The sequence below is a fragment of the Mycobacterium alsense genome, from assembly GCF_002086635.1.
GTDB classification, from domain to species: domain Bacteria; phylum Actinomycetota; class Actinomycetes; order Mycobacteriales; family Mycobacteriaceae; genus Mycobacterium; species Mycobacterium alsense.
This window is the reverse complement of the sequence record NZ_MVHD01000015.1, coordinates 1-17,258: the sequence shown is the minus strand read 5'-3', so window position 1 is coordinate 17,258 and position 17,258 is coordinate 1. Positions and strand designations below refer to the sequence as shown.

Genomic DNA, 17,258 nt, shown 5'->3' with positions numbered 1-17,258 from the left:
TCACGACACGTCCATCGACGTCACCAGGAACTCGTTGCCGTGCAGCACCTCGACGTCGGGGCTGTCGCAGCGCGGGCACCAGATCGACCACGCCGACGTGATCTCGGATCGGCGCCCGCACGAACGGCAGCGCACCTCGGCGGTGACGCACTCGAGTTCCAGCTCGGCGTCGGGCAGGTCCTCGGAGTCCCGGACCATCGTCCAGCAGAACGACAGCGATTCCGGCACCACCTGGCGCAGCGCCCCGATCCGGACGCGCACCACGTCGACGTGCCGGCCGTCGGCGTGCGTCTTGACCACACCGGCGATCGCCTCGCACAGCGACAGCTCGTGCATGGCACTGTTCTACACCCAAAAGAGGGTCTTCACCCAAACGAGGGTCTGCACCCGGATCGGTGTCCGCGCAGCGCCGAGATCGCCGGTGACGTCGGCCTACGTCGCCGTGTCGGCACCGGCCGCGGCGGGGGCCCACTTCTCCTCGATGCGGCCGTAGCGCCAGACGAGCACCGCGACCGCCCAGGTGGCGACGAACATCCCGACGACGACGAAGCCGACGGTGTTGAGGTCGAGGCCGCCCAGCCACTGCCAGAACGGTCCCCGCCACCCCAGCTGCCCGGCGAACAGCCCGAGCAGCTCGACGGTGCCGATCAACACGGCGACGAGCACCGACAGGCCGGTGATGGTGATGTTGTAGTAGATCTTGCGCACCGGGTTGGAGAAGGCCCAGCCGTACGCGAAGTTCATGAACGAGCCGTCGATGGTGTCCAGTAGGCACATGCCGGCGGTGAACAGCACCGGCAGGCACAGGATGGCGTACCACGGCAGGCCGGCCGCCGCGCTGGTGCCCGCCAGCACCAGCAGCGCGATCTCGGTGGCGGTGTCGAAACCGAGCCCGAACAACAGCCCGACCGGGTACACGTGCCAGGACTTGGTGATCGATTTCGTGAACCGGCCGAGGAAGCGGTTGATCAGCCCGCGGTTCTGCAGCTGCCGTTCCAGCTGCGCCTCGTCGTCCGGGTCGTAGTCGCCGCGGCGCAGTCGGGCGAAGACGCGCAGGATGCCGACCAGGACGATGACGTTGAGGACGGCGAGGAGATAGAGGAACACGCCCGAGACGCTGGTGCCGATGAGCCCGGTGTAGTGATGCAGCGTCGACGAGTCGTCCTCCACCGGCCCGACGACCGCCTTGACGCCCGTCGCCAGCAGCACCGCCAGCCCGAATACCACCGTGGAGTGGCCAAGCGAGAAAAAGAAGCCGACGGCCAGGGGACGCTGCCCGTCGCCCATCAGCTTGCGGGTGGTGTTGTCGATGGCGGCGATGTGGTCGGCGTCGAAGGCGTGCCGCATGCCCAGCGTGTAGGCGGTCAGCCCGACGCCGATGCCAAACGCCTTGCCGCCCAGGCTGAGTCGCTGCGGGTCGACGATCCACACCAGGGTGAGCCAGCCGATCAGGTGCAGCGCGACGATCACCGCCGCCATCGCCGCCAATCGGCCCCATTCCGCCGGCGCCAGGGCGCCGCGAAGCCTGCTCAGGGGTGACGGCCGCCAGTTGGGCTCGGTGCTGGCCACCGGCTCGACATTAGGACGCGCCGCGCGCCAAATGCAACTTGATCGCAGGAGACGGGCGCGCCAAGTTGACGCGAAAACTGGCAATCCCCGGTGCAGGGCGGGACACTGAACGGGTGACGCCCAAGGCCTTCGAACCGGCCCCCGCACTCGACCCGGCCGTCGCCGAGCGCATCGGCGACTTCCTCCGCGCCCGCGGGCTGCGCCGGATGGCGTCACGGATCCAGGTGCTGGCGGTGCTCGAGCCGGTCAACGGACACCTGGCGGTGGCCGAGATCCACCAACGGGTGCGGGCGTGCCTGCCGCCCGGCACCCAGCCGCCCGACATGGCGACCATCTACCGCACGGTGACGACCCTCGTCGACCAGGGGGTGCTGCACGCGTTGACCCTCGAGGGCGGCGTGACCACCTACGGCCTGGCCACCGCCCCCCACCACCACGCCGTGTGCACGCGGTGCGGCTCGATCATCGAGGTGCCCGCACGCCAGCTGAGTTCGGCGCTCGAGCACGCGATGGCGGGCAGTTCGTTTGCGCTGTCTGAGGCGGCGGGCCTGACGCTGCACGGCCTGTGCCCGGAGTGCCAGCGCGGCTGACCTCAGCGCAGGTCCAGTAGGGCGTTCTCGACCACCTCGGGCAGCGCGGGGTGAATCCAGTACTGGCCGCGCGCCATTTCCCCGGCGGTCAGCCCGAAACTCATCGCCTGGATCAGCGGCTGGATGATCGACGACGCCTGGTGACCCATGATGTGGGCGCCCAGCAGGCATCCGCTGTTGGCTTCGGCGATGAGTTTGACGAGCCCGGTGGTGTCCTCCATCGCCCAGCCGTAGGCGATGTCACCGTAGCTTTGCACCGCGACCTTGATGTCGAATCCGCGTGCGACGGCCTGGTTTTCGGTCAGCCCGACGCTCGCCAGCTGGGGGTCGGTGAACACCGCCGACGGCACGAAGCGGTGGTCGGTCACCGCCATGGACTCGGTGTCGTCCCAGTCGCACAGCAGGTTGTGCTGCACGACGCGGGCCTCGTGGTTGGCGACGTGCTTGAGCTGGTAGGGCGACGAGACGTCGCCGAGCGCGAAAACGCCGCGCGCCGTGGTGCGTTGGTACTCGTCGACCACCACCCGGCCGTTCTGCACGTCGATGCCGGCCTGCTCGGCGTCCAGCAGGTCGGCGTTGGACAACCGGCCGGTCGCCACCAGCAGCAGATCGGCGTTCACGGTGGAGCCGTCGTCGAGCTCGAGCGCGACGCCGGAACCGCGGTTGGCGGCGCCGGCGACCGTGCGGTGGGTGCGCAGCTCCCACTTGGTCGCCGCGATGCGGGTGAAGCGCTCGCAGATGGTGTCGTCGCAGTGACGCAGCATGCCGCTGCCCCGGATCACCAGCGTGACGCGCGCGCCGAGCCCGGAGAAGATGTGCGCGAATTCCGCTGCCACGAAGCCGCTTCCGACGATGGCGACGCGCTCGGGCAGCTCGGCGATCCGCATGACGGTGTCGCTGGTGTGGTACTTCACGCCCGACGCCAGGATCGCCGGCGGAATCACCGCCCGCGAGCCCGCGGCGATCACCACCTGGTCGGCGGAGAACTCCTCACCCGCGTCGGTGCGCAACAGGTAGCGACCGTCGGGTTGCACGGGTCCGAACGAGGTGTGCGCGTCGTACACGTCGATGTTGGGCGCGGCGCGCCGGTAGTCCTCGCCGCTGAGCGCGATCGGGTCGATCCTCCCGAAGACCCGCGAGACGATGTCTGCCCAGCGCACCCGGTCGATATGCGCGTCGACGCCGTAGCGCGACGCGTCCCGGATGCTGGCGGCGACCTCGGCGGCGTAGACGAACATCTTCGTCGGGATGCACCCGACGTTCAGGCAGGTGCCCCCGAACGTGCCCTGCTCGCAGATGGCTGCGCGCTTGTCCGAATAGCGATCGTCGAGAATGCTGTTGCCCGAGCCGGTTCCGATGATCGCGATGTCGTAGGTTTCCATGCTTGGCCTCACCCCTTCCCCGAGGATGCGGAGGCTCGGCTGTCGTCGGCGCGCAGGTAGCCGTCCAGCCACCCGTCCAGTTGGCGATAGGCCGCCTCGCGCGGACCCGGCAGCGACAAGAACACGTCGTGTTTGGCGTCGGGCACCGGGACGACGGCGCTGCGATTCCCGATGCAACCGGCCCACCTGGCGATCTGGGTGACGTCGAGAACGGCGTCGCCGCGTTGCATCGACGCCGGGTCGGCGGATTCGCGCACGCTGTGATCCGAACGCAGGATCAGGTTCGGCACGCCGACGTCGAGCCCGCGATGCAGCCTGATCTGGCCGCGGCGGACGGCGTGCAGCCAGCCGAGGGTGATCGGGAAGCCGCCCACCGGTTTCCATCGCAGGTCGTAGTCGAACTCACCCTGGTAGTCGCGGTGCAACGTGGTGCCGTAGCCGCCGTCGGTGGGGGCCCGGACCACACGCTTCGACCACACCCGCGACAGGCCGGCGATCAGCGCGGACGTGACGGCCAGCCGCAGGAACGCCGGGCCGTGCAGATCCAGAAACGGGCTGTTGAGCACCAGGCCGCCGACGCCGGCGTGCGTGGCCGGATCGCGGCGGCGCAACCGGTCCAGCCACAGCGACACGATGAGGCCGCCCGAGGAGTGGCCGTAGACGAGGACGCGGCTGTGGCCCGCGGCGCGGATCGCCGACAGACCGTGCGCGAGTTCGGCGTCGTAGTGGGCGAGGTCGGTGATGAAGTGCGGGGTCTGCCCGTCGCGCCGCGACCGGCCGCACTTCTGTAGGTCGAGCGCGTAGAAGGCGAAGCCCCGCCCGGCGAAGTGATCCGCCAGCGCCGCGTTGAAGAAATAGTCGGTGTAGCCGTGCACGGCCAGCACCGCGTGGCGCTCGGGCCCGGTCGGCTCGCCGCGCCGGATCAGCGTTGCCACGACGTCGCCCTCGCCGGCCGGATCGGGCCCGAGCGGGATCGTGCGCCGCCAGTAACCGGGCAGCACGTCGGGCAGCCAGCCAGTCACGGGGCCAGCTTAAAGGTTTTGCTGGGAACCGGGGGCCGCACGCCGCAAGTGCCCACACCGCGTCGGGATAACCTGGGACGGTGTCAGGGCTAGCCACAACCGCGCGGACCGACGTCGCGCTGGTGGGCGCCGGGATCATGAGCGCCACACTGGGGGCGTTGCTGCGCCGGCTGGAGCCGGACTGGTCGATCACCGTGATCGAGCGGCTGGACGCCGTCGCCGCGGAAAGCAGCAGCCCGTGGAACAACGCCGGCACGGGGCATTCGGCGCTGTGCGAACTCAACTACACCCCGCAGCGGCCCGACGGCTCGATCGACATCAGCAAGGCGGTCCGCGTCAACGAGCAGTTCCAGGTGACCCGCCAATTCTGGGCGTACGCCGCCGAGAACGGCATCCTGACCGACCCCGGCTTCGTCAACCGGATCCCGCACGCCAGCTTCGTGCGCGGGGCGGCGGCCGTGGACTACCTGCGGCGGCGGCAGCGCGCGCTCGCGCACAACCCGCTCTTCGCGCGCATCGAATTGATCGAGGATCCCGACGAATTCGCGCGCCGGCTGCCGTTCATGGCGGCCAATCGCGGCTTCTCCGAACCGACCGCGCTCAACTGGGCCGCCGACGGCACCGACGTCGACTTCGGTGCGCTGTCGCGGCAGCTGATCGGGTTTTGCGTGCGCCACGGCGCCACGGCGCTGTTCGGCCACGAGGTGCGCAGCCTGGCCCGGCAGGCCGACGGCGGCTGGACGCTGCTCATCCGCAACCGCCGCTCCGGCGAAAAGCGCCGGCTGAACGCAAAATTCGTCTTCGTCGGCGCCGGCGGGGACGCGCTGCGGCTGCTGCAGAGGTCGGGCATCGAGGAGGTCAAGGGCTTCGCGGGCTTCCCGATCGGCGGCCGGTTCCTGCGCGCGGGCAACCCCGCGCTCACCGCCGCGCACCGCGCCAAGGTGTACGGCGCGCCGGCGCCGGGCGCCCCGCCGCTCGGCGCGCTGCACCTGGACCTCCGGTTCGTCAACGGCAGGCCGTGGCTGGTGTTCGGGCCGTATGCCGGCTGGTCGCCAAAGTTCTTGAAACACGGCCACTTCACCGACCTGCCCCGCTCGATCAGGCCGGACAACCTGGTGTCGATGCTCGGGGTCGGGCTCACCGAGCTGACGCTGGTCAACTACCTGATCGGTCAGCTGCGGCTCTCGGAGCCCGACCGGATGCGCGCGCTGCGCGAGTTCGCCCCCGGCGCAGTCGATTCCGACTGGGAGCCGATGGTGGCCGGGCAGAGGGTACAGGTGATCCGTCGCGACCGGCGCAGGGGCGGGGCGCTGGACTTCGACACCACCGTGCTCAGCGCCGGTGACGGCAGCATCGCGGGGCTGCTCGGCGGGTCGCCGGGGGCGTCGACGGCCGTGCCGGCCATGCTCGACGTCCTGCGGCGCTGCTTCCCCGACCGTTACGGTTCGTGGCAGGCCACGCTCAAGGAGATGGTGCCGTCGCTGGGGGCGCAGCTGTCGCGCGAGCCCGCGCTGTTCGACGAGGTGTGGGCGTGGGGCACCAAGGCGCTGGGGCTGGAGGCGTCGTGACCGAAGCACTGCGCCGGTCCTGGTCCAAAGACCTTGACGCCCCAACCCTTTACGAGCTGCTCAAGCTGCGGGTGGAGGTGTTCGTGGTCGAGCAGGCCTGCCCCTATCCCGAGCTGGACGGGCGCGACCTGCTCGCCGAGACCCGGCACTTCTGGCTGGAGACGTCCGCCGGCGAGGTGATCTGCACGCTGCGGCTGATGGAGGAGCACCCCGGGGGCGAGAAGGCGTTCCGCATCGGCCGGCTGTGCACCAAGCGCAGCGCGCGCGGGCAAGGCCACACCACCCGGCTGCTGCGCGCCGCGCTGGCCGAGGTCGGCGACTACCCCTGCCGCATCGACGCGCAGACCTACCTGGCCGACATGTACGCGCAGCACGGATTCGTCCGCGACGGGGACGATTTCGTCGACGACGGCATCCCGCACGTGCCCATGCTCAAGCCCTCACGACCACCCCCGCAGCCGTGAAGCCCTACCCGTTCAGCGCCATCGTGGGCCACGAGCAGCTGCGGCTCGCGCTGCTGCTGTGCGCCGTCCGCCCCGAGATCGGCGGCGCGCTCATCCGCGGCGAGAAGGGTACCGCCAAGTCGACGGCCGTGCGCGGGCTGGCGGCGCTGCTCGCGGCGGCGTCGGGCAACGCCGGCTCCGGCCTGGTCGAAATGCCGCTCGGCGCAACCGAAGACCGGGTGATCGGTTCGCTGGACCTGCAGCGGGTGCTGCGCGACGGCGAGCACGCGTTTTCCCCGGGGCTGTTGGCCCGCGCGCACGGTGGCGTGCTCTACGTCGACGAGGTCAACCTGCTGCACGACCACCTGGTCGACGTGCTGCTGGACGCCGCCGCGATGGGACGGGTGCACGTCGAGCGCGACGGCATCTCCCATTCGCACGAGGCGCGGTTCGTGCTGATCGGCACGATGAACCCCGAGGAGGGGGAGCTGCGCCCGCAGCTGCTCGACCGGTTCGGTCTCACCGTCGACGTGCACGCCTCCCGCGACGTCGACGTGCGGGCGGAGGTCATCCGGCAGCGCATGGCCTACGAGGCCGACCCCGACGGGTTCGCGCACCGGTACGCCGGCGCCGACGCGGAACTGGCCCGGCGGATCGCCACCGCGCGAGCCCTGGTCGACGACGTGGTATTGCCGGACAACGAATTACGACGCATCGCGGTCCTGTGCGCGGCGTTCGACGTCGACGGCATGCGCGCCGACCTGGTGGTGGCCCGCGCCGCCGTCGCGCACGCCGCGTGGCGCGGGGCCACCACCGTCGAGGAGCAGGACATCCGGGTGGCCGCCGAACTGGCGTTGCCGCACCGGCGCCGCCGCGACCCGTTCGACGATCCCGGCATCGACCGCGACCAGCTCGACGAGGCCCTGCGGCGGGCCGGCGACCCCGACCCCGACCCCGACCCACCCGGCGGCGGGCAATCGGTGGACACGGGTCAGGATGTGCCGCAACAGGATTCGGGACAGGGCCCGCCGGCGGGAGCGCCGAAGGCGAAGCCCAGCGCGCCACCATCGGCCACGTTTCGCACCCGGGCGCTGACCGTCCCCGGCGTCGGCGAGGGCGCGCCGGGGCGCCGGTCGCGGGCCCGCAACGCCTCGGGCAGCGTCGTCGCGGCGGCCGGCGCCGACGACGCCGGCGCCCACGGCCTGCACCTGTTCGCGACCCTGCTCTCGGCCGCCGAGCGCGCCGGGGCCGGCCCGCTGCGGCCGGCGCCGCCCGACGTGCGCCGGGCCATCCGCGAGGGGCGCGAGGGCAACCTGGTGATCTTCGTCGTCGACGCTTCCGGGTCGATGGCCGCCCGCGACCGCATGGCCGCCGTGAGCGGCGCCACCCTGTCGCTGCTGCGCGACGCCTACCAGCGCCGCGACAAGGTCGCCGTCATCACGTTCCGGCAGGCCGGCGCGCGGCTGCTGCTGCCGCCGACGTCGTCGGCGCACATCGCCGGGCGGCGGCTGGCCCGGTTCGACACCGGCGGCAAAACCCCGCTCGCGGAGGGCCTGCTGGCCGCGCGCGAGCTGATCGTCCGGGAACGAGCCCGCGACCGGGCGCGCCGCCCGCTGGTGGTGGTGCTCACCGACGGCCGGGCCACCGCCGGGCCGGACCCGTTGGGACGCAGCCGGATCGCGGCGGCGAAGCTGCTCGCCGAGGGCGCCGCCGCGGTGGTGGTGGACTGCGAGACCTCCTACGTGCGCCTGGGGTTGGCCGACCGGCTCGCCGATCAGCTCGGGGCGCCGGCGGTGCGGCTGGAGCGGTTGCGCGCCGACCACCTGACCCGGGCCGTGCGCGGCGCGGCCTGAGAGAGACGGGCGCTTATGCCACAGGGAAAACCGCTGAACGTGCCCGACGACGGCCTGACGACCAGGGCGCGGCGCAACACGCCCGTGCTGGCCGTCCACACCGGTGCGGGCAAAGGCAAATCGACCGCGGCGTTCGGAATGGCGTTGCGGGCGTGGAACGCCGGGCTCAGCGTGGTCGTCTTCCAGTTCGTCAAGAGCGCCAAATGGAAGGTCGGGGAGGAGGCGGCCTTCGCCCAACTCGGCGAGCTGCACGAGCGCTACCGCCTCGGCGGGCCCGTCGAATGGCACAAGATGGGTGCGGGCTGGTCGTGGATACGCAAGCCAGGGAAGCCGGGCGGCGACGTCGATCACGCCGCGGTCGCGGCCGACGGGTGGGCCGAGATCGCGCGCCGGCTGGCCGAGCAGCGCCACGACTTCTACGTGCTCGACGAATTCACCTACCCGCTGAAGTGGGGCTGGGTCGACGTCGACGACGTCGTGCGGGTCCTGGCGGCCCGGCCCGGCCGCCAGCACGTCGTGATCACCGGCCGCGACGCCCCGCCGCGGCTGGTCGAGGCCGCCGACCTGGTCACCGAGATGACCAAGGTCAAGCACCCGATGGACGCCGGCCGCAAGGGGCAGAAGGGCATCGAGTGGTGAGCGTCCCCGCGGTGGTGATCGCCGCGCCCGCGTCGGGCAGCGGAAAGACCACCGTCGCAACGGGTTTGATCGGCGCCCTGCGCCGGGCGGGCCACACCGTCGCACCGTTCAAGGTCGGCCCCGACTTCATCGACCCCGGCTACCACGGCCTGGCCGCGGGCCGGCCCGGCCGCAACCTCGACCCGGTCCTGGTGGGCGAGCGCCTCATCGGCCCGCTCTACGCCCACGGCGCCGGCGGTGCCGACATCGCCGTCATCGAGGGCGTGATGGGGCTGTTCGACGGGCGCATCGGAACCACCCCGCCCGCGGCCGGTTCCACCGCTCACGTCGCCGGCCTGCTGGGCGCCCCGGTGATCCTGGTGGTCGACGCGCGCGGCCAGGGGCACAGCGTCGCCGCGCTGCTGCACGGCTTTTCGACGTTCGACGCCGCGACCCGGGTGACCGGCGTCATCCTCAACCGGGTCGGGTCGGCCCGGCACGAGCAGGTGCTGCGGCAGGGCTGCGAGCAGGCCGGGGTCCCGGTGCTCGGCGCCATCCCCCGCGCCGCCGAATTGGAGTTGCCCACAAGGCATCTCGGGCTCATCACCGCGGTGGAGTACGGCCACCGCGCGCACGCCGCGGTCGACGCGATGACCGCGCTGGTCGCCGGCCACGTCGACCTGGCCGCCGTCATGAAGACAGCAGCCGCCGCCGGGTGCCGCGCCGCCGATCGGCCGTGGGACCCCGCGGCCGCGGTGGGGCAGGCGGCTGGCGCGCGCGCCACCGTCGCGATGGCGAGTGGAAAGGCCTTCAGCTTCGGCTATGCCGAACACGCCGAGCTGCTGCGCGCCGCCGGCGCCGACGTGGCCGAGTTCGACCCGCTCGCCGACGCGCTGCCCGACGGCGCCGACGCCGTCCTGCTGCCCGGCGGCTTTCCCGAACAGTTCACCGCGGAGCTGTCGGCCAACGATCTGGTCCGGCGCCAGATCAACGAGCTGGCCGCCGCGGGCGCACCCGTGCACGCCGAATGCGCCGGGCTGGTCTACCTCGCCGCCGAACTCGACGGCCACCCGATGTGCGGCGTGCTGGCCGGATCGGCGCGGTTCACCCCGCACCTCACGCTGGCCTACCGCGACGCCGTCGCCGTCACCGACTCGCCGCTGTACTCCGCCGGACAACGGGTGGTCGGGCACGAATTCCACCGGACCGCAGTCATTTTCGCCGAGGACTACCGGCCGGCGTGGGTGTACGCCGGCGGCGACGGCACGGTGCGCGACGGCGTCGTGTACGCCGGCGTCCACGCGTCGTACCTGCACACCCACCCGGCCGCCGCGCCGGCCGCGGTGGCGCGCTTCGTCGCGCACGCCGCGACGGCGCGCGCGTAACGCCCGCCGGCTCACGGTCAACCTTTAGGCTTGGCCGGTGACCGAGAACGCCTACCTGGCCGGATTGCGGCTGGCCGGCAAGAAGGTCGTGGTGGTCGGCGGGGGGAACGTCGCGCAGCGCCGGCTGCCCCTGCTCATCGCCAGCGGCGCCGACGTTCACGTCATCTCGCGCAGCGCCACCCCGGCCGTCGAGGCGATGAGCGGCATCGCGCTGTCGGTGCGCGAATACCGCGACGGCGACCTCGACGGTGCCTGGTACGCGATCGCCGCCACCGACGACGCGCGGGTGAACGCGGCCGTCGTCGCCGAAGCCGACCGCCGCCACATCTTTTGCGTTCGGGCCGACATCGCCGTCGAGGGCAGCGCGGTGACCCCGGCCACGTTCGGCTACGCGGGGTTGTCGGTGGGGGTGCTGGCCGGCGGCGAGCACCGCCGCTCGGCCGCGATCCGGTCGGCCATCCGGGAGGCCCTGCAGCAGGGCCTGATCACCGCGGAAAGCGACGACGTCGTCAAGGGCAGCGTGGCGCTGATCGGCGGCGGGCCCGGGGATCCCGAACTGATCACCGTCCGCGGCCGCCGCCTGCTCGCCCAGGCCGACGTCGTCGTCGCCGACCGGCTCGCGCCGCCGGAACTGCTCGCCGAGCTGCCGCCGCACGTGGAAGTCATCGACGCGGCCAAGATCCCGTACGGGCGGGCCATGGCCCAGGACGCGATCAACGACGTCATGATCGACCGGGCCCGGTCGGGCAGCTTCGTAGTCCGCCTCAAGGGCGGCGACCCCTTCGTCTTCGCGCGCGGCTACGAGGAGGTGCTGGCGTGCGCCGACGCCGGGATTCCGGTGACCGTGGTGCCGGGTGTGACCAGCGCCATAGGCGTGCCCGCCCTGGCGGGTGTTCCGGTCACGCACCGGGCCGTAAATCACGAGTTCGTGGTGGTCAGCGGCCACGTCGCGCCGGGGCACCCCGAATCGTTAGTCAATTGGGACGCATTGGCCGCCCTGCGCGGCACGATCGTTTTGCTGATGGCGGTCGAGCGGATCGAACTTTTCGTCGACGCCCTGCTCAACGGCGGCCGACCTGCGGATACTCCGGTGCTGGTGGTCCAGCACGGAACAACGGCAGCTCAACACACGTTGCGGGCCACCCTCGCCGACACGCCCGAGAAGATCCGCGCGGAGGGGATCCGACCTCCCGCGATCATCGTCATCGGCTCGGTTGCTGCGTTCGGCGTTTAAACGATTCTTAAGATTACTGTAAGGTAACCCATTATGACGGCTCTCAACGACACCGAGCGCGCGGGCCGAAACATGGCATCCGCACGCCCCGATCGTCCGGCCCCGGTGCGTGAAACGCGCCCGGAGGAGACCGCCTCATCGCGCATCAGCCGGTATTACCCGGCGTGGATGCCCTCCTGGCGCTTCATCGCGGCCGTGATCGCCATCGGCGGCATGCAGCTGCTGGCCACCATGGACAGCACCGTCGCCATCGTCGCGCTGCCGAAGATCCAGAACGAGCTGAGCCTGTCCGACGCCGGCCGTAGCTGGGTCATCACCGCGTACGTGCTGACGTTCGGCGGGCTGATGCTGCTCGGCGGGCGCCTCGGCGACACCATCGGGCGCAAGCGCACCTTCATCGTCGGCGTCGCGCTGTTCACCATCTCCTCCGTGCTGTGCGCGGTCGCGTGGGACGAGGCGACCATGGTCATCGCCCGGCTGCTGCAGGGCATCGGGTCGGCCATCGCGTCGCCGACCGGTCTCGCGCTGGTGGCGACCACCTTCCCGAAGGGCCCGGCGCGCAACGCCGCCACGGCGGTGTTCGCCGCCATGACCGCGGTCGGCTCGGTGATGGGCCTGGTGGTCGGCGGCGCGCTGACCGAGTTGTCCTGGCGGCTGGCGTTTTTGGTGAACGTGCCGATCGGGCTGGTGATGATCTACCTGGCGCGCACCGCGCTGCGGGAAACCAACCGGGAGCGGATGAAGCTCGACGCGGCCGGGGCCGTGCTGGCCACCGTGGCCTGCACCGCCGCCGTCTTCGCGTTCTCGATGGGCCCGGAGAAGGGCTGGATCTCGCTCACCACGATCGGCTCGGCGGCGGTGGCGCTGGCCTCCGCGCTCGCGTTCATCGTGGTGGAGCGCACCGCCGAAAACCCCGTCGTGCCGTTCCGCCTGTTCCGCGACCGCAACCGGCTGGTCACCTTCACCGCGATCTTCCTGGCCGGCGGCGTGATGTTCAGCCTGACGGTCTGCATCGGCCTGTACGTGCAGGACATCCTGGGCTACAGCGCGTTGCGCGCCGGCGTCGGCTTCATCCCGTTCGTCATCGCCATGGGCATCGGCCTGGGGGTGTCCTCGCAGCTGGTGTCGCGGTTCTCGCCGCGGGTGCTGACGATCGGCGGCGGCATCCTGCTGTTCTGGGCGATGCTGTACGGCTGGGGCTTCATGCACCGCGGCGTGCCCTACTTCCCCAACCTGGTGCTGCCCATCATCGTGGGCGGGATCGGCATCGGCATGGCGGTGGTCCCGCTGACCCTGTCGGCGATCGCCGGGGTCGGCTTCGACCAGATCGGGCCGGTGTCGGCCATCGCGCTGATGGCCCAGAGCCTGGGCGGCCCGCTCGTGCTGGCCGTCATCCAGGCCGTGATCACCTCGCGCACGCTGTATCTGGGCGGCACCACGGGCCCGGTGAAGTTCATGAACGACGCGCAGCTGGGCGCGCTGGACCACGGCTACACCTACGGCCTGCTGTGGGTGGCCGGGGCGGCCGTCATCGTCGGCGCCGCGGCGCTGTTCATCGGCTACACGCCCCAGCAGGTCGCGCACGCGCAAGAGGTCAAGGACGCGATCGACGCCGGCGAGCTGTAACAGCGCGCCGCAACCGTTGCGCGCACAGGATTGCGGCCCGTCGGCCGAATAGCGCCGCTAGAGCGGGTGATTGACGGGGTGTCCGGCGGGGTAGTGCCGTCCAGGCGACGCCTTCGGGAAGCGTCGAGAAGCGACCGATGGGACGAGGGATGGACACGACGGACGACGCGATCCGGATCAGATTGGCCACCGATGACGACTGGCAGGCCGTCTATGCGAACCAGGCGGGCGCTTATGGCGTTTCGGTGGAGCCGTCCGACGTCGAAGCCTGGAAGCGCCGCATCGACGTCGAAGACATCCTGGTCGCCGAGGACGTCTCCAATCCGCGGCGCCCCACCGTGGTCGGCACCTCGCTGTGCTACAGACTGCGGCTCACCGTACCGGGCGGCGCCACGGTGCGGGCGGCGTGGCTGGCCATGATAGCCGTCGCCCCAACGCATCTGGGCAGGGGCATCTGGCAGCAGCTCAGCATCCGCGGCTTCGGGATACTGCAGGAACGCAAGTATCCGATCCTCTGTGGCGTTCCGACCCAGCCGACGGTGTACGAGATCCTGGGTGGCGGCGTGGCCACCTACGCGCGGACTTACAACCTCGAGCCACGCTTCACCGAGCTGCGCGCCAAGCCCGACCGAAACCCGGCGCGCGTCGTCGACGCCTCCCAGGCGGAGCAACTGCTGCCCGCGCTGTACGAACGATGGTGTGCGGTCACGCCCGGGACGCTGAGCCGCGACCGCGGGTGGTGGGCCGACTTCCTGGAAGACAGGGTGACGCAACGGGACAACGGATCGGCGCTCAATTTCATCGTTCATCCGGACGGTTTTTTGACCTACCGCGTGATGGGAGCCTCGCCGCACGCATTCCGCCGACCCTTTGGCGACCTGGTCGTCCAGGACTTCTGCCCGGTCACGCCCGAGGCGCACACCGACCTGTTGGCGACGCTGCTGAGCCTGAAGATGTTAGACAACAGCATCATCGAAACGCCCGTCGATGATCCGCTTCCGCTCAAGCTGAAGGACCAGCTGGCCGCGCAGACGATCCGCGTGAACGATTTTTTGTGGATGCGAATCATGGACGTGCCCGGGGTTCTTCGCAAACGGGTCTATCGTGCCGACGCCGACATCGTCCTGGAGGTCACGGATCCGCTCCGCGTCGCGGGAGGGCGCTACCTGCTCCGCACCCGCGACGGCGCCGGGACGTGCGTGCCGCACGACGGGCCCGCCGACGTCGAAATCGGTCTTGGCGACCTGGGATCGATCTACATGGGCGCGCATCGGGCGTGGGAGCTCCACCAGGCCGGCCGCATCACCGAATTGCGCAGCGGCGCGCTGCTCGACCTGGACACGGTCTTCACGACCCAACGGGCACCGTATTGCGGCACGCTGTTCTGATGCCACCGTTCTGATGCCACCGTTCTGACGCCACTCTTCTGCCCCCGCCCGACCGGCGGCGCCGGGCACCGCGACGTCGACCCGCCCGTTAGGCTTGCCCGCTGTGATCACCCGGATGTCCGAGCTGTTCCTGCGCACCCTGCGCGACGATCCCGCCGACGCCGAAGTGCCCAGCCACAAGCTGCTCATCCGCGCCGGGTACGTCCGGCCCGTGGCTCCCGGGCTGTACAGCTGGCTGCCGCTGGGGCTGCGGGTGCTGCGCAAGATCGAACGCGTCGTGCGCGACGAGATGACCGCGATCGGCGGCCAGGAGATCCTGTTCCCCGCGCTGCTGCCGCGCGCGCCGTACGAGACGACCAACCGCTGGACCGAGTACGGCGACGGCGTCTTTCGCCTCAAGGACCGGCGCGGCAACGACTACCTGCTGGGCCCCACCCACGAGGAGCTCTTCGCCCTGACGGTCAAGGGCGAATACAGCTCCTACAAGGACTTTCCGCTGCTGCTGTTCCAGATCCAGAACAAGTACCGCGACGAGGCGCGGCCGAGGGCCGGCATCCTGCGGGTGCGGGAGTTCGTGATGAAGGACTCCTACTCCTTCGACGTCGACGACGCCGGGCTCAAGGCCGCCTACCACGCGCACCGCGAGGCGTATCAGCGCATCTTCGCGCGCCTGCGGGTGCGCTACGTCATCGTGTCCGCGGTGTCGGGCGCGATGGGCGGCAGCGCCTCTGAGGAATTCCTGGCCGAGAGCGAGGTCGGCGAGGACACCTTCGTGCGGTGCCTGGAGTCCGGCTACGCGGCCAACGTCGAGGCGGTCGTCACCGCGCGCCCGCCGGCGCCGCCGGCGGACGTCGTGGCCGGGTTGCCCGAGGCCGTCGTCCACGACACCGGCGACACCCCGACGATCGCCACGCTGGTGGAGTGGGCCAACTCGGCCGACGGGGCCGGCCTGGGTCGCGCCGTCACCGCGGCCGACACGCTCAAGAACGTCATGCTCAGGGTGCGCCAGCCCGGCGGGGACTGGGAGCTGTTGGGGATCGGGGTGCCCGGCGACCGCGAGGTCGACGAGAAGCGGCTGGGCGCGGCGCTGGAACCGGCCGACTACGCGTTGCTCGACGACGCCGACTTCGCCAAATACCCCTTCCTGGTGAAGGGTTATATCGGCCCGAAAGCCTTGCGCGAGAACGGTGTTCGCTATCTCGTCGACCCGCGGGTGGTGGACGGCACCAGCTGGATCACCGGCGCCGACGAGCCCGGCCGCCACGTCGTGGGGCTGGTGGCCGGCCGGGACTTCACCGCCGACGGCACCATCGAGGCCGCCGAGGTGCGCGACGGCGATTTGTCGCCGGACGGCGCCGGCCCGCTGGTCTCCGCGCGCGGCATCGAGATCGGCCACATCTTCCAGCTCGGCCGCAAGTACACCGACGCCTTCACCGTTGACGTGCTGGGCGAGGACGGCAAGCCGGTGCGGCTGACCATGGGGTCCTACGGCCTGGGCATATCGCGGATGGTGGCCGTCATCGCGGAGCAGCACCACGACGAGCTGGGCCTGCGCTGGCCGTCGGCCGTCTCGCCGTTCGACGCGCACCTGGTGATCGCCAACAAGGACGCCCAGGCGCGCGCCGGGGCGACCGCCCTTGCCGAGGACCTCGACCGGCTCGGTGTCGACGTGCTGCTCGACGACCGGCAGGCCTCGCCGGGCGTCAAGTTCAAGGACGCCGAGCTGCTGGGGGTGCCGTGGATCGTGGTGGTGGGCCGGGGCTGGGCGGACGGCGTCGTGGAGCTGCGCGACCGCTTCGCCGGCCAGACCCGCGAGCTGGCCGTGGGTCCGTCGCTGGCCGGCGATATCGCGGCGGCCCTGAGCGGTTAGCCGCCGGTGCCTGCTCGGTGCCTACTCGGTGCCTGCTCGGTGCCTACTCAGCTGCCTTACTCGTTGCCGCCCGGGAAGCTCGTCGTGATGGGCCAGGCGCCCAGCACCTTGTTCCACCGCGCGGCCATGACCGCGCTCTGCGTCAGCGCCGTCGAGGCGAACGCGCGGTCGTCGGCCGTCTCGGCGTGCTCGATGACCGCGCGCCACGCCGTCGCGCCGTCGTTTTCCATCCGGACCGCCAGCCGCGCCGCGTCCGCCGCGCTGGCCACCAGCATCGGTAACTGGTAGCCGGGCGCGGCGACCGGGGGATTGACCTGGCGGGCGGCCAGCATCGCCATGACGTCGTCGCGGCGCTGGCGGTGCTGGCCCAGGGCCTCGACCACCATGCCGTTGACACTGGGCGGCGACATCGCCGACACGATGCCGTAGCCGTAGATCGTCGAGTGCTCGATGGCCAGCGCGTCGCACAGCGCGGCGTTGTCGGCGTCCTTGCCGCTGCTCATATCGACGGCCCCCCGGGCACCAGCGCCACCTGGTAGGACGCCGTGCAGGAGGCGGCGATCGAGGCCAACAGACCCGCCCGGTAGCCCGACTCGGTGGTCACCAGCCGCCCGGCGGCGTCGGCCGACGCGTGCAGCGCATCGATCACGTCGGACACCGGCGGCGGGGGCGGCGGTGGGCCCGGCGGCGGGGCCGCGCTGGGGCTGGAG

Annotated in this window: 15 protein-coding genes and 1 pseudogene; 10 read left to right on the top strand and 6 right to left on the bottom strand. The window is 71.2% G+C overall.

Translation table 11 applies throughout. The features are described 5' to 3' along the window. Window positions 1–336 carry a hydrogenase maturation nickel metallochaperone HypA gene (locus BST11_RS11185; protein WP_083138051.1) on the bottom strand — a complete coding sequence of 112 codons (336 nt, stop codon included), beginning with the start codon at window positions 334–336 and terminating at the stop codon, window positions 1–3. 96 nt (window positions 337–432) lie between these two features. After that, window positions 433–1,569 carry a Nickel transporter NicT gene (gene nicT / locus BST11_RS11180; protein WP_083138050.1) on the bottom strand — a complete coding sequence of 379 codons (1,137 nt, stop codon included), beginning with the start codon at window positions 1,567–1,569 and terminating at the stop codon, window positions 433–435. A gap of 113 nt (window positions 1,570–1,682) precedes the next feature. Here nicT and BST11_RS11175 point away from each other — a divergent pair, with 113 nt between their 5' ends. Then, window positions 1,683–2,159: a Fur family transcriptional regulator gene (locus tag BST11_RS11175; protein ID WP_083138049.1), complete on the top strand. Its 477-nt coding sequence runs from the start codon at window positions 1,683–1,685 to the stop codon at window positions 2,157–2,159. Window positions 2,160–2,161: 2 nt separating this feature from the next. Here BST11_RS11175 and mtr read toward each other — a convergent pair whose 3' ends face one another. Both mtr and BST11_RS11165 read right to left on the bottom strand, forming a co-directional pair. Continuing rightward, the gene (gene mtr / locus BST11_RS11170) at window positions 2,162–3,541 is read right to left on the bottom strand and encodes a mycothione reductase (protein ID WP_083138048.1); all 1,380 of its coding nucleotides are present in this window, start codon (window positions 3,539–3,541) and stop codon (window positions 2,162–2,164) included. An 8-nt stretch (window positions 3,542–3,549) separates the two neighbouring features. Further along, on the bottom strand, window positions 3,550–4,563 hold the full coding sequence (locus BST11_RS11165; protein ID WP_244897613.1) for an alpha/beta hydrolase: 1,014 nt from the start codon (window positions 4,561–4,563) through the stop codon (window positions 3,550–3,552). 80 nt (window positions 4,564–4,643) lie between these two features. Between BST11_RS11165 and mqo the strand changes: the two genes are divergently transcribed. From mqo to BST11_RS11120, 9 genes are all read left to right on the top strand, one after another. After that, entirely contained in the window at window positions 4,644–6,131 is a 1,488-nt protein-coding gene (gene mqo, locus BST11_RS11160) for a malate dehydrogenase (quinone) (protein ID WP_083138047.1), read from the top strand. Continuing rightward, window positions 6,128–6,595 carry a GNAT family N-acetyltransferase gene (locus BST11_RS11155; protein ID WP_083138046.1) on the top strand — a complete coding sequence of 156 codons (468 nt, stop codon included), beginning with the start codon at window positions 6,128–6,130 and terminating at the stop codon, window positions 6,593–6,595. Before mqo ends, BST11_RS11155 begins: the two co-directional genes overlap by 4 nt. Beyond that, window positions 6,592–8,427 carry a magnesium chelatase subunit D family protein gene (locus tag BST11_RS11150; RefSeq protein ID WP_083138045.1) on the top strand — a complete coding sequence of 612 codons (1,836 nt, stop codon included), beginning with the start codon at window positions 6,592–6,594 and terminating at the stop codon, window positions 8,425–8,427. Before BST11_RS11155 ends, BST11_RS11150 begins: the two co-directional genes overlap by 4 nt. Window positions 8,428–8,442: 15 nt before the next feature. After that, window positions 8,443–9,066, top strand: coding sequence for a cob(I)yrinic acid a,c-diamide adenosyltransferase (gene cobO / locus BST11_RS11145; RefSeq protein WP_083138044.1), 624 nt, complete (start codon window positions 8,443–8,445; stop codon window positions 9,064–9,066). Continuing rightward, entirely contained in the window at window positions 9,063–10,430 is a 1,368-nt protein-coding gene (locus tag BST11_RS11140) for a cobyrinic acid a,c-diamide synthase CobB (RefSeq protein ID WP_083138043.1), read from the top strand. Before cobO ends, BST11_RS11140 begins: the two co-directional genes overlap by 4 nt. Before the next feature lie 37 nt (window positions 10,431–10,467). Beyond that, on the top strand, window positions 10,468–11,664 hold the full coding sequence (cobA, locus tag BST11_RS11135; RefSeq protein ID WP_083138042.1) for a uroporphyrinogen-III C-methyltransferase: 1,197 nt from the start codon (window positions 10,468–10,470) through the stop codon (window positions 11,662–11,664). A gap of 33 nt (window positions 11,665–11,697) precedes the next feature. After that, window positions 11,698–13,290: an MFS transporter gene (locus tag BST11_RS11130; protein ID WP_067323667.1), complete on the top strand. Its 1,593-nt coding sequence runs from the start codon at window positions 11,698–11,700 to the stop codon at window positions 13,288–13,290. Window positions 13,291–13,439: 149 nt separating this feature from the next. Then, the gene (locus tag BST11_RS11125; protein WP_083138041.1) at window positions 13,440–14,678 is read left to right on the top strand and encodes a GNAT family N-acetyltransferase; all 1,239 of its coding nucleotides are present in this window, start codon (window positions 13,440–13,442) and stop codon (window positions 14,676–14,678) included. Between the two features lie 103 nt (window positions 14,679–14,781). Then, a complete protein-coding gene (locus BST11_RS11120; RefSeq protein ID WP_083138040.1) occupies window positions 14,782–16,548 on the top strand; it encodes a proline--tRNA ligase in 1,767 nt (588 codons plus the stop codon). Between the two features lie 56 nt (window positions 16,549–16,604). On the opposite strand, the gene BST11_RS11115 is transcribed toward BST11_RS11120, so the two are convergent. Both BST11_RS11115 and BST11_RS11110 read right to left on the bottom strand, forming a co-directional pair. Then, window positions 16,605–17,051, bottom strand: a complete 447-nt coding sequence (locus BST11_RS11115; protein ID WP_083138039.1) for a ferritin-like domain-containing protein — start codon at window positions 17,049–17,051, stop codon at window positions 16,605–16,607. Then, window positions 17,048–17,258, bottom strand: a pseudogene (locus BST11_RS11110) (hypothetical protein); the annotation flags it as partial. The gene BST11_RS11115 and the pseudogene BST11_RS11110, both read right to left, overlap by 4 nt.